At 67.7% G+C, this 10,500-nt stretch carries 11 protein-coding genes and 1 pseudogene; 5 read left to right on the forward strand and 7 right to left on the reverse strand.

What is annotated here, in order from left to right; genetic code table 11:
* Positions 1-27 precede the first annotated feature (27 nt).
* From fahA to AB0H00_RS02710, 5 genes and pseudogenes are all read right to left on the reverse strand, one after another.
* On the reverse strand, positions 28-1,212 hold the full coding sequence (gene fahA, locus AB0H00_RS02690; protein ID WP_357259646.1) for a fumarylacetoacetase: 1,185 nt from the start codon (positions 1,210-1,212) through the stop codon (positions 28-30).
* Positions 1,209-2,406 (reverse strand): annotated as a pseudogene (locus AB0H00_RS02695) (homogentisate 1,2-dioxygenase). The gene fahA and the pseudogene AB0H00_RS02695 overlap by 4 nt, the downstream one beginning before the upstream one ends.
* Positions 2,407-2,844: 438 nt before the next feature.
* Positions 2,845-3,660, reverse strand: coding sequence for an exodeoxyribonuclease III (locus tag AB0H00_RS02700; protein WP_357259649.1), 816 nt, complete (start codon positions 3,658-3,660; stop codon positions 2,845-2,847).
* A gap of 35 nt (positions 3,661-3,695) precedes the next feature.
* Positions 3,696-4,688 (reverse strand): GNAT family N-acetyltransferase, encoded by a 993-nt coding sequence (locus AB0H00_RS02705; protein WP_357259652.1) that lies wholly within the window; start codon positions 4,686-4,688, stop codon positions 3,696-3,698.
* Positions 4,678-5,268 (reverse strand): peptide deformylase, encoded by a 591-nt coding sequence (locus AB0H00_RS02710; protein WP_357259655.1) that lies wholly within the window; start codon positions 5,266-5,268, stop codon positions 4,678-4,680. Before AB0H00_RS02710 ends, AB0H00_RS02705 begins: the two co-directional genes overlap by 11 nt.
* A gap of 308 nt (positions 5,269-5,576) precedes the next feature.
* Here AB0H00_RS02710 and AB0H00_RS02715 point away from each other — a divergent pair, with 308 nt between their 5' ends.
* The 5 genes from AB0H00_RS02715 (at position 5,577) to AB0H00_RS02735 (ending at position 9,899) form a co-directional block, all read left to right on the forward strand.
* Positions 5,577-5,879 (forward strand): DUF3263 domain-containing protein, encoded by a 303-nt coding sequence (locus AB0H00_RS02715; protein ID WP_357260412.1) that lies wholly within the window; start codon positions 5,577-5,579, stop codon positions 5,877-5,879.
* Positions 5,880-5,928: 49 nt separating this feature from the next.
* Entirely contained in the window at positions 5,929-6,468 is a 540-nt protein-coding gene (locus AB0H00_RS02720) for a LytR C-terminal domain-containing protein (protein WP_357259658.1), read from the forward strand.
* Positions 6,469-6,623: 155 nt separating this feature from the next.
* Positions 6,624-7,307 (forward strand): superoxide dismutase family protein, encoded by a 684-nt coding sequence (locus AB0H00_RS02725; RefSeq protein ID WP_357259661.1) that lies wholly within the window; start codon positions 6,624-6,626, stop codon positions 7,305-7,307.
* Between the two features lie 11 nt (positions 7,308-7,318).
* Positions 7,319-8,464, forward strand: coding sequence for a glutamate--cysteine ligase (locus AB0H00_RS02730; RefSeq protein WP_357259663.1), 1,146 nt, complete (start codon positions 7,319-7,321; stop codon positions 8,462-8,464).
* A gap of 76 nt (positions 8,465-8,540) precedes the next feature.
* Positions 8,541-9,899, forward strand: coding sequence for a DUF5933 domain-containing protein (locus AB0H00_RS02735; RefSeq protein WP_357259666.1), 1,359 nt, complete (start codon positions 8,541-8,543; stop codon positions 9,897-9,899).
* A gap of 4 nt (positions 9,900-9,903) precedes the next feature.
* Here the strand turns inward: AB0H00_RS02735 and mnhG are convergent, their stop codons facing one another.
* On the reverse strand, positions 9,904-10,239 hold the full coding sequence (mnhG, locus tag AB0H00_RS02740) for a monovalent cation/H(+) antiporter subunit G (protein WP_357259669.1): 336 nt from the start codon (positions 10,237-10,239) through the stop codon (positions 9,904-9,906).
* Entirely contained in the window at positions 10,236-10,496 is a 261-nt protein-coding gene (locus AB0H00_RS02745) for a monovalent cation/H+ antiporter complex subunit F (protein WP_357259672.1), read from the reverse strand. The genes mnhG and AB0H00_RS02745 overlap by 4 nt, the downstream gene beginning before the upstream one ends.
* Between the last annotated feature and the right edge of the window lie 4 nt (positions 10,497-10,500).

A 10,500-nucleotide genomic window follows, 5' to 3' on the forward strand; every position in this document is an offset into this window, starting at 1 on the left:
GTTGTGAAACCGGCATGCGCCGCCGCGTTATCCCAGGTCACGCTGGGCGGGCAGGATCCGGCCCCTTACCTCGCCCAATCCGATCCGGGCCGTGTGCGGGCCGGGAGCCGACGCGGTGATGGTCACCTCGTCCCCATCCTCGAGGAAGGTGCGTTTCTGGCCGTTCACCATGACCGGTTCCGCACCGCCCCAGGATAATTCGATGAACGAGCCGCGCTGACTCGGATCCGGGCCGGAGATGGTGCCGGAGGCGTACAGGTCGCCGGTGCGGGTGGATGCGCCGTTCGCCGTGAGATGCGCCAGCATTTGTGCCGGCGACCAATACATCCGGGCGTAGGGTGGGTGCGAGACCGGCTGGCCGTTCCAGGCGACGGTGAGATCGATGTCGAGGCCCCACCTTTCTGTCTCCCGGAGATAAGGCAGCGGTTCGGGTGACTGTTCGGGCAGCGGTATTCGGGCGGCCTCCAGCGCGGCCAGCGGCGTGACCCACGCCGAGATCGTGGTCGCGAACGACTTGCCGAGGAACGGTCCCAGCGGCTGATACTCCCACGCCTGGATATCCCGGGCCGACCAGTCGTTGATCAGCGTGACGCCGAATACCCGGTCACCGAACTCGCCGATGTCGACCGGCGCGCCGCGCTGGGAGCCGACGCCGATCAGGAAGCCCAGTTCCGCCTCGATATCCAACCGTCGGGAAGGGCCGAAATCCGGGCTTCCCGACTCGGTTTTGCGCTGGCCGCACGGACGAACCACCTCGGTGCCGGAAACCACCACGGTGCCGGCCCTGCCGTGGTAGCCGACCGGCAGGTGGCGCCAGTTGGGCAGTAGCGGTTCGCTGTCCGGACGGAACAGGCGGCCGAGGTTGGTGGCGTGATCGACGCTCGCGTAGAAGTCCACATAGTCGCCGATGTGCACGGGTAGGCGCAGGTCCACGTCGGTCAGCGAATGTACTGCGCCACTGTCGATCTCGTCGTCGACCAGCTGGCGTACCTGCTCGCGCACCTCGTTCCACCGCTCGGGACCCTGTGCGAGGAAGGCGTCGAGTCCGGAGGAGGCGAACATCGAATCCTCCAGTGTCGCAGCGAGATCGATGACCTGGTCGCCGAGCCGCACGCCCACCCGGAAATCCTTTCCCTCCGGCGCGAACACGCCATAGGGCAGGTTGTCCGGTCCGAACAAGGATTCCGCGGGTACCTCGACCCGGGTCTTCACGCGGGCCCCCGTCCGGACCAGGTCCAGGGGTAGGTCGGGTCCTCGCAGGCGAGCGCGCCCGCGCCGAGTTCCAGCGGGCGGAAGGTGTCGACCATGACCGCCAGCTCGTCGAAGAACTCGAGTCCGATGCTGTTCTCGTAGGCACCGGGCTGTGGTCCGTGGGCATAGCCGCCGGGGTGCACCGACACCGAGCCCTGCGCGATGCCGGAACCCTTGCGTGCCTCATAGTTCCCCCCGCAGTAGAACATGACCTCGTCGGAGTCCACGTTGGAGTGGTAGTACGGGACGGGGATCGACAGCGGGTGGTAGTCCACCTTGCGCGGCACGAAATTGCAGACGACGAAGTTGTCGCCCTCGAACGCCTGGTGGGCGGGCGGCGGTTGATGGATGCGGCCGGTGATCGGCTCGAAATCGCCGATATTGAAGGTGAACGGGTACAGGCAGCCGTCCCAGCCGGCCACGTCGAACGGATGGGTCGCGTAGACCAACCGGGTGCCGACCACCTTTCCGCCGGGCCGGTGCTTCACCAGCACCTCCACGTCGGTGCCGGTGGCGGTGATCGTCTCGGTCGGTCCGTGCAGATCGCGCTCGCAGTAGGGGGCGTGCTCGAGTAGCTGCCCGAACTTGGACAGGTAGCGCTTCGGCGGCGCGATGTGACCTGCCGCCTCGATCACATAGGCACGCAATGGTTCCTCGCCGGCGGGCAGCCAGCGATGGGTGGTAGCGCGTGGGATGAGCACCTGATCACCCTGGCGTGCGGACAGCGGGCCGAAGACCGTTTCGACGACGGCGGCTCCGGACTCCACATACACCAGCTCGTCGCCGACCGCATTGCGGTACAGCGGCGAGTCACCCTCAGCGACTACGTAGGAGATCCGCACGTCCGCGTTGCCGAGCAGCAGTCGTCGCCCGGTGACCGGATCGGTCTCGGCGGGGACATCGTCGGGAAACAGCGTGTGCAGACGGAGGTGTCGATGGCGCAGTGGATGATTCGGCGTGGTGGTCTGATCAGGCAGCTCCCACACCGCTGAATCGACGATCGCGGGCGGGAGTCCTCGGTGATAGAGCAGTGCGGAGTCGCCGGAGAACCCCTCCTCGCCCATTCAGCTCCTCGTAGTAGAGCCGGCCCGACTCGTCGCGATGCTGGGTGTGCCGCTTCGGCGGTACCGCACCCACATGCCGATAGAACGCCATAACCGTTCCTCCGCCGAGCCGGTGGTCGATAGTTGATCTCTATCGTAGTGATCGGGATGGAGCGGCGGAGCGGAAACGCACGCTGATCCCGCTAGTTCTGCCGAATTATGGGCTTACTTTATGGCAAATGTACTGCCAGGGACAGTTATGACCGAATAATGATCATTTCGCTCAGGCGTGGCGCAGGGCGCGGTAGACGGCGGCGCCGACGAAAGCTCCTAGCGGCGTCGTTCGGGGCCGAGAATCCGCGCCCGCTGCGGTGGCTGGACGGCCGAATCGCTCCCCTTGCCGACCGAGATATCAGCATCAGTTGCCCGTTATCGCTGGTCCGGCGGGTGAAGTTGAATTCTCATCTCGATGAATGAGAGCGGATCGGCCGTGTGCGTGGGGCATCCGGTACCTGGAGCTATGTGGACCTGGTCATGCCCGATGCTGTGATCACTCAGTGAATTCGGCGATCACCGGGGCGTGATCACTGGCGCCCTTGCCTTTTCGCTCCTCGCGGTCGATCATCGCGTCCGTCGCGGTGGCAGCCAGCGCAGGGGAGGCAAGGATGAAATCGATGCGCATGCCCTCCTTGCGCGGAAAACGTAACTGGGTGTAGTCCCAGTAGGTGTAGATGCCCGGACCAGGGGCGAAGGGGCGCAGGACGTCCGCGTACCCGGCGTCGACGACGGCATGGAACGCATCTCGCTCCGGCTGTGAGGTGTGGGTCTTGTCCGCGAAGTATTCGACCGACCATACGTCGTCGTCGGTCGGCGCGATGTTCCAGTCACCCACCAGCGCGATCTTCGCTCCCGGGTCCTCCGCCAGCCAGCGCGCGCCGTTGTCCCGCAGCGCGGCAAGCCATTCCAGCTTGTAGGCGTAATGCGGGTCGTTCAGCGTGCGGCCGTTGGGGACGTAGAGGCTCCATACCCGCACACCACCGCAGGTCGCCCCGATCGCACGTGACTCGACTACCGGCGCGCTGATCAGCGATTCGCCGGCGTCCTTGTCGAACCCCGGCTGGTCGGGAAAGGCGAGTTCGACGTCGGTGAGGCCGACCCGGGAGACGATCGCCACCCCGTTCCACTGGTTGATACCGAGATGGGCCACTTCGTAACCGAGCTCGTCGAATCGTTCGAACGGAAACTGGTCGTCGCGGCACTTGGTCTCCTGGATGGCCAGCACGTCGACGTCCTGGCGGTCGAGCCAGTCCGCGACGCGGTCGAGCCGGGAGCGGATCGAATTGACGTTCCAGGTGGCGAGACGCACTGGGGCCTTCCTTCGTAAGCTGTGACAGGTCCGTTCTACCGCAGGCCGCCGGGTTCGGCGAGGGTCCTCGGAGCCGCGTAGCGGTAGGCGTGGTGTTCGACGAAGCCCAGGTCGCGGTACATCGCGCGGGCGGCCACGTTCGTCGCCTCCACCTGGAGGTAGGCATGCGTCGCGCCGCGGTTGCTGCCCCAACGGACCAGCTCGGCGCAGATCAGCGAACCGAGGCCGTGTCTGCGATGCGCGGCGGCCACGGCCACGCAGGTCAGGCCGACCCAGCGGCGTCCGTCCGGTGCGGTGGTCAGCGCGCCACGGCCGATCGCGATGGGCCGTGGCAAGCCGAGCGAGGCGAAGCCGAGTTCGCCGTTGTGGACGGCGGTGAGCACCTCGGGTACCGGCGCCGAAACCGCTTGTGCCGCAGGGGTCTCACCGCTGTAGCGATGAAGCTCCAGCCAGTCGGCACCGGGCTCGGCCGCGAAGCGCACCATCGAAGGTCCCTGCGGCAGCATGAAGTTGTCGATATCGATGGCCGATATCAGAGTCTCCCGCCAGCTGGGCCAGCCGACCGGTATCGGGGCAAGGCGGTCGGGTAACGCGAGCTGCATGGGCAGTCCGCGCGCGGTGTACCACTCGCTGATCCGGTGCAACGTTTCCGCGCCGAGGCTCGCGGGTTCCATGGAGTTACCCAGCGGCACAGCGGAATTGGCCCGGCCGGTGTAGCCGTGGCCGGCGCGGACCAGCCAGCCGTCGATCCAGGCGTGCTCGGCCCCCGGCCAGCCGTAGGCGGCGGCGGTCTCCAATGCTCGGATCTCCTTGGTGCGAATCGGCCTCGCGCCGATGACTTTCAACGCGATCACCCGGTCCGGCGCCACCGAGACGACCTGTCCGTCGGCGCCGCGCACGGTCGGCGGGTCCAGAGAGACGAGTTCGCCGATCACGTCGGTCAGCGGTTGCGGATAACCCGCGGGCAGCCGGTAGCGCAGTACGACGCGGCGGCCGAGCGGAGTATCCGGAACCTCGTCAGTCGTCATGCCCGAACGGGTCCGGAACTGTGCCGGGCAGCCAGCTCAGTCCCGGCACACCCCATCCGTTCCGCTTGATCGCCTTCTTCGCCGCGCGCGCGTTGCGGCCGACCAGCACGTCCACGTAAAGCAAGCCGTCGAGGTGTCCGACCTCGTGCTGGAGCATGCGGGCGAAGAAGCCCTTGCCCTCCAGCTCGACCGGATTGCCGTGCTCGTCGATGCCGGTCACCTTGGCCCAGTCGGCGCGGCCGGTGGGGTACTGCTCGCCGGGCACCGAGAGGCAGCCCTCCTCGTTCTCGTCCGGGTCGGGCATGGTCTCCGGGATCTCGGAGGTCTCCAACACCGGGTTGATCACCGCGCCGCGGCGTCGGGTCGCGGTGCCGTCGACGGCGACGTCCGGGCAGTCGTAGACGAACAGGCGCAGCGCGACGCCGACCTGATTGGCCGCGAGGCCGACGCCGTGGGCCGCGTCGAGTGTCTCGTACATGTCCGCGATGAGCGGAGCCAATTCCTCCGGCGATTGGGTGACCAGCTCGGTCGGGTTGTGCAGAACCGGGTCGCCGACGATCACGATCGGGAGGATTGCCATGGGGCAATTATGGCCGTGACGTCGCTGCCCCGGCCGCTCGGGTGCCGGACCGGCCGGCTGGCACCTACCGGCAGGTAGCGAACACGCCGCGTCCTGGGCCGGGGGATCCCTGACTTTCGTGGTTGTATGATCCGCGACGTACAAGCACCATTTTTCGTCAGGTGGTTACTCGGCGAGGGAGCGAGATGGACGGCGCAGCGGCTCGGGATCTTTCCGCGACCCAGGACGGCCTTTCCGCGTCTGACGCGGCGTCCGCGGGGCCCTCCGTGGTTACGCGCACTGCCGCCTCCGAGCCCGTCGCTCCCGCCGTGAGCGAAGATGTCACCGTAGGGCTCTCGGCCCAGCCCGAGGAGGGCGATGGCGGTCTGAGTCGTCGTGAACACGACATCCTCGCTTTCGAGCGACAGTGGTGGAAGTATGCGGGGGCCAAGGAAGAAGCCATCCGGGAACTGTTCGGCATGTCGCCGACCCGGTATTACCAGGTGCTCAACGCGATGGTCGACCGGCAGGAAGCGCTGGCCGTCGACCCGATGCTGGTGAAGCGGTTGCGAAGGCTGCGCGCGAGCAGGCAGAAGGCACGGGCGGCGCGGCGACTCGGTTTCCAGGTGTAACCACTGCGATGCGGACCTGGACCCATGATGTGCGACTAGGCTCGAGCGGGTGAGCTACCCGAACCCCACCTCCGGTGGGCCACCGTTGCGTGCGCTGGCGATGGTGCTGATCGCGTTGGCCATTGTGTTCGCGGGCCTCGGCGCTATGTCGTTGTCGAGTTCTGAAACCGGCGACACCGACGCGTCCGGAACCAGTCCGTCGGCGACCTCGAGTGCCACGGCGGCACCGCAGGTTCCCGCGGGCACCACCGTGTCGAAGGCGACGAATGCGGCGCCGACCTCGGCCGGCACCACGACCACCACCGCGGCGGGCCGTTCGGTGCCGGTGCGTGTGCTGAACAACAGCATGATCGCCGGGCTCGCGGCCAAGACGGCGAACCAGCTGTCGGCGAACGGGTGGACGATCGCGGAAACCGGGAACTACCCCGGTACGAACATCGCGAAAACCACCGTGTACTACGGAACTTCGCCTGGTGACCGCGACGCGGCGCGGGCCATCGCGGATGAGATCGGCGCCGACGTAGCGCCGAAGTCGAGCGCGATCGGTGATTCCGCGCCGGGTGTAACTGTGATCGTCACGGGTAACTGACCGGTGGGACCGCCCGCGCACCGGGCGGATCGAGATCCCTCGATGGCATACGGCCCTGTCCGGGCGCGACACGTCGGGCGTGGCATCATCTTGTCCGGTAACGAACGTGTCCACAGCTTTACTCGTAAACTCGGCACTCGTAAAGGAGTTCCCCGATGGCCCCGTACACAACTCGTCGCCCGTCCTGGCGGACTGTGACCCCGGTGCTTGCGGTCGCGGCCTTCGGCCTCGCTGCCTGTACGAACAGCCAGGAGTCGAGCGACGTCCAGGGAACGACTCCGCCGGTGTTCACCCCCTCACCCGGCCCGGCGGGGCAGTCGGGGACCGAGCACGGCAGCGCGCACACCGAGCCCGGGGTGCAGGTCGAGCTGAAGGATGCCGCCGGCGTTTCGGTCGGCACCGCGCACTTCGCCAAGGACGGCAACCACCTGCAGGTCACCGTGGATGCGCACGGGCTGCGTCCCGGCTTCCACGGCCTGCATGTGCACCAGACGGGCAAGTGTGAGGCGAACTCGGTCGCGCCGACCGGCGGCCCGGCGGGCGACTTCCTCTCGGCGGGGGGGCATCTGCAGGTCGGCGGCGCCAACGCGCACCCGGCCAGCGGTGATCTGACCTCGCTCGAGGTGCGCGGGGACGGTGCGGGCAAGCTGGTCACCACCACCGACTCGGTCACGCTGGACGACATCAAGGGCAAGGCCCTGATCATCCACGCAGACGCCGACAACTTCGGCAACATCCCCAGCCGCTATGTTCGCGCGGACGGCAGCGCGGGCCCCGACAGCATGACGCTGGCGACCGGCGACGCTGGTGGCCGCGTCGCCTGTGGCGTCATCCAGTAGCGCGGTGCAACATGGCCGGGGCAGGAATCGAACATGTTCCCTTCCATGGCTCGCCCCGGCCCACTATCGGTGTGGAATGGGAAATCGCGCTCGTCGACAAGGTGAGCCGCGATCTGTCGAATACGGCTGCGGCGGTGTTCGATTCGGTCGGTGATCTGCGCGCCCACGACGGCACGCCGCAGGTCACCAAGGAGCTGCTGCGCAACACTGTTGAGCTGGTCACCGGCGTGCACGACACCGTCGGCGCGGCGGTGGACGATCTGACCGGCACGATGAACGCCGTCCGCCGCGTCGCCGACCCGCTCGGCGTCGACCTGTTCTGCGCGGGCACCCATCCGTTCGCGCAGTGGTCGTCCCAGCAGCTGACCCGCTCGCAGCACTACGACGAGCTGATCGAGCGCACCCAGTGGTGGGGCCGCCAGATGATGATCTGGGGTGTGCACGTGCACGTCGGAGTCTCCCACCGCGAGAAGGTCTTTCCGATCCTGAACTCGATGTTGCTGTCGTATCCGCATCTGCTCGCGCTGTCGGCGTCCTCGCCGATGTGGTCGGGATCGGACACCGGCTACGCCAGCAACCGGACGCTGATGTTCCAGCAGCTGCCCACCGCGGGACTGCCATTCCAGTTCGAAAACTGGACGCAGTTCGAGCATTTCGTGCACGATCAGTTCAAGACCGGTGTTTTCGAGCAGCTGGGCGGGATGCACTGGGACATCAGGCCCGCGCCGAAGTGGGGCACGATCGAGGTGCGGGTGTGCGACGGGATCTCTACCCGCGCCGAGTTGGCCGCTATGGCCTCGCTCATCCACTGTCTGGTCGTCGACCTGGATCGCCGCGTCGAAAACGGTGAGGCCCTGCCCGTTCTCCCGCCCTGGCACGTACAGGAGAACAAATGGCGGGCCGCCCGCTACGGCTTGGACGCGATCATCGTCACCGACGCCGAGAGCAACGAGCGACTGGTCACCGACGACCTCGACGATCTGCTGAACCGTCTGGAGCCCACGGCGAACCGGCTCGGCTGCGCGGACGAGCTGGCGCTTGTCGCCGAGATCCCCAAGCGCGGGGCGTCCTACCAGCGGCAGCGCCGGGTAGCCGCGGCGCATCAGGGCGATCTGGTCGCTGTGGTGGATGCGCTGGTCGAGGAGCTGAAGCAGTAGCGTCGCGCCACGCGTCGGTCGGCTGCCGTTCAGCTGGTCTGGGGGATGGCGTTCACCCCCTGTTTACTATGGTCGAGTGCTAGTCGAAGACCCGGGTTCCATAGTAGGAGGCGCGGCGCCGCCGAGGCGCGCGCCACAGACCCGGGTGTGGGTCCTGGCAGCGATCGCCGCGGTGCCGGTTCTGATGGTCGCGTTGCAGGTCGTCGCGGTAGTCCACGGGGTCGAAGGCCCCCTGGACAGTCTCTGGCGGGACTACGTCGGTACGCCCAAATCCATGTCGGTGCCGTGGGCCGGACTGCTCCTCGCGCTGGTGGGCATTTCGGCCCGGCGCCGAATGGTCGCGTTGGGCGCCGCGGTGACCATCGACGTGGTGTGGGCGGGTGTCCGGTTGCTGGCCGGGGACCCGTTCGCGATCGGAAACGGCCCGGTGATCGTGCTGACCGCACTGGCTGGGGTGGCATGGCTGCGCTGGGCGGGCGCCGAACGGCGCGACGCGCTGCACGCCGCCGCGCTCGGCGCACTGCTCGTCCTGGCCACCAAGGTCGGCGACGTGTGGCTGCACATCACGGTGATCAGCAGGCCGACAGTGCTCGACGAGTACGTGATCCTGGCCGACCACGCGCTCGGCGATCCGTCCTGGGTACTCGGCAGGGCGCTCGACGCGCTCGGGCCGGTCGTCTACGCGGTGCTGCACTGGGTCTACATCGAGCTGCCGGTGGCGGCGATCGTCGTGGCGATGTGGCAGCTGCGCCGAGTGGTCTCGTCGGGGCGGTGGCCATCGCACTATCTGGTGCGCACCTTCCTGGTACTCGGGTTGCTCGGTCCGATCGTCTATGTGCTGTTCCCGATTGTGGGGCCGATGTTCGCATTCGGACCCGACGGCCACGGATTGCAGCTGGGCAACTACTGGCCGGGTGTGGTGCCGCCGATCGACCGGAGCCCGATGCCGATGCCGTTCGATGCGGCGACGCCGCGCAACTGCATGCCCTCCATGCACACGGCCTGGGCGCTGTCGGTCTTCCTACACACTCGCCGCGATACCGATGGCGGCGCCGCGCCGCGTTGGATTCGCTGGGGCGGCGCATTCTGGCTGCTGGCCACACTGGCCGCGACCCTGGGTTTCGGCTACCACTACGGCGTCGACCTCGTCGCGGGTGCAGTGCTGTGTCTGACCGTCGAGTCGGTGCTGCGTGCGCCGGAGCGAGGTTGGGGATGGTTCCGGATCCAGCTCGTCGCGGGTGGCGTGGCGGTGCTGGCCGCCCTGCTGCTGTCCTACCGCTACCTCGCCGTGCCGATGGCCGAATACCCGGTGGTGGCGGGCACGGTCCTGCTCGGGCTGCTCGCCGGACTGGCCGCGGTGTTCCACGCGACATGGTTCGCGGGCGCGAGGATGCCGGAGCGGGCCGAGCGGGAAGTCCAGCCCGTCCCGCGCTGAGCCGTCAGTCGACGTCGTCGTCACGCAGTTCGTTGACGCGCAGCAGCCCGTCGCGGTCGCGCTGTTCGCGGTAGGCGGTGCGGCCGATGAGATGGGCGATCACCGGGGCGGTCAGCAGAGTGAACACGCCGACCAGCGCCAGCGTCCAGATGTTGCCGTGCCCACGCAGCTGGATCGAGGCTCCCGCAAGCACCAGGATCAGCCCGATCACTTGGGGTTTGGTGGCCGCATGCATGCGGGTCAGCGTGTCGGGGAAGCGCACGATCCCGATCGCGGCGGTCAGCGCGAACGTCGAGCCGGACAGGATCAGTATGCCTGCGAGCACGTGCCAGAGGTTCATGTGTCGTCACGCACCCGGAAGCGGGAAACGGCGGCCGAGCCGAGGAACCCGACCAGTGCCAGCGCAACGATCGCGGGAACCACGGTGGTGTCGGCGCTGTAGGCCGCCCACACGGCCAGTCCGGAGGCGGCAGTGGCCACCAGCGAGTCGATGCCGACCACCCGGTCCAGAGTGCTCGGCCCTGCCACGACGCGGTAGGTGGTGATCACGGCGGCCGCCGCCAGCAGGACGGCGGAGACGACGGCGACGATGGTCACGGTG

Origin of the sequence: Nocardia sp. NPDC023852, assembly GCF_040639505.1 — a bacterium.
Lineage (GTDB): Bacteria > Actinomycetota > Actinomycetes > Mycobacteriales > Mycobacteriaceae > Nocardia.

Coding starts and splice junctions, on each gene's coding strand:
- AB0H00_RS02705 (WP_357259652.1), bottom strand. CDS start 4,688: ATGACGACTGACGAGGTTCCGGATACTCCGCTCGGCCGCCGCGTCGTA.
- AB0H00_RS02710 (WP_357259655.1), bottom strand. CDS start 5,268: ATGGCAATCCTCCCGATCGTGATCGTCGGCGACCCGGTTCTGCACAAC.
- AB0H00_RS02725 (WP_357259661.1), top strand. CDS start 6,624: ATGGCCCCGTACACAACTCGTCGCCCGTCCTGGCGGACTGTGACCCCG.
- AB0H00_RS02730 (WP_357259663.1), top strand. CDS start 7,319: ATGGCCGGGGCAGGAATCGAACATGTTCCCTTCCATGGCTCGCCCCGG.
- mnhG (WP_357259669.1), bottom strand. CDS start 10,239: ATGAACCTCTGGCACGTGCTCGCAGGCATACTGATCCTGTCCGGCTCG.